We start from the raw sequence: 747 nt of genomic DNA on the forward strand, positions 1-747 counted from the left end.
GCCGTTGTCGTGGCCCGGGGCGCGGACACGGACAAGCGCCTCATCGGCTACGTCACCGCGCGCGACGGCCATGCGCTGGACTCCGACGCACTCAAGGCAAGCCTCAAACTGCGGCTGCCCGAGTACATGGTGCCCTCCGCCCTCCTTGTCCTGGAGTCCCTGCCCCTCAACGCCAATGGCAAGGTGGACCGCAAGGCCCTGCCGGAGCCGGATGCCCACGCCACTGAGGCCCGGGACTTCGTCGCGCCTCGTGACGCCCTGGAGATGCAGCTCGCACGCATCTGGGAGGACGTCCTCGGCGTCCGCTCCGTCGGTGTCCGCTCCAGCTTCTTCGAGCTCGGCGGCCACTCCCTGCTCGCCGTGCGCATGGTCGCCGCCGTGCGAGAGCGCCTGGGCCAGTCCATTCCCCTCTCCGTCCTCTTCCAGCAGCCCACCGTCGAGCAGCTCGCCCAGGTGCTCCGCGATGACTCGCAGGCGTGGACGCCCCTCGTTCCCCTGGAGCGTGGAGCGCCCAGCCACCGGCCCTTCTTCCTCGTCCACCCGGGCGGCGGCAATGTCCTCGCCTACTCGGAGCTGGCGCGTCGACTCGGGCCCTCACTGCCCGTCTTCGGCCTCCAGTCCCGTGGCCTCGACGGACGCCCCGTCGCCGAATCCATCGAGGAGATGGCCACCCTCTACCTCGACGCCATCCGCACGGTGCAGCCTCACGGCCCCTACCAGCTCGGAGGCTGGTCCCTGGGCGGACTC

The 747-nt window shown here is 70.7% G+C and carries 1 protein-coding gene; it reads left to right on the top strand.

All coding sequences use genetic code 11. From position 1 onward, the window contains the following. Positions 1-747 (top strand): thioesterase domain-containing protein (locus ACLEQD_RS44670; RefSeq protein ID WP_410391962.1); only part of this gene is annotated, 747 nt, incomplete at both ends.

Source organism: Corallococcus sp. 4LFB (assembly GCF_046520365.1).
Classification (GTDB): Bacteria; Myxococcota; Myxococcia; order Myxococcales; family Myxococcaceae; genus Corallococcus; species Corallococcus caeni.